General features: G+C 37.7%; 1 tRNA gene. It reads left to right on the top strand.

What is annotated here, in order from left to right:
* Positions 1-23 precede the first annotated feature (23 nt).
* A tRNA-Asn gene (locus KI210_RS08580) sits at positions 24-96 on the top strand.
* The last annotated feature ends 312 nt before the right edge of the window (positions 97-408 follow it).

Below are 408 nucleotides of genomic sequence, written 5' to 3' on the forward strand. Positions count from 1 at the left end.
AGTCGCCGCGCTTTTTTTAATATTCCGGCTTAGCTCAGTTGGTAGAGCGCGTGACTGTTAATCACGATGTCGTCAGTTCGAGTCTGACAGCCGGAGTAAGGATGAAGAATGAAGAAGTGAGGAGGCCGCGGGCCTCCTCCTTTTTTTATTTCTAAGATCGATAAACCTTAATTAGGGTAATATACCTAGTAAATTATAACGATTCTGTTCACTTAAGCAGAGTCGTTTTTTGTTTAGGCTGAATTATTTTGCTGAAACAAAAAAAGCTCTTGCATCAAAAAGCAAATAAGGGTATTCTAATTAAGTCGCAAATTTGAGCGGCGCCAATGAAAAAATGAATTTTGAAAAAGTTGAAAAAATAGCTTGCAAAGTTCAAAAGAAGTTGGTAACATATTTAACTGTTGCGAG

Source organism: Lactobacillus corticis (assembly GCF_018327645.1).
GTDB lineage: Bacteria > Bacillota > Bacilli > Lactobacillales > Lactobacillaceae > Lactobacillus > Lactobacillus corticis.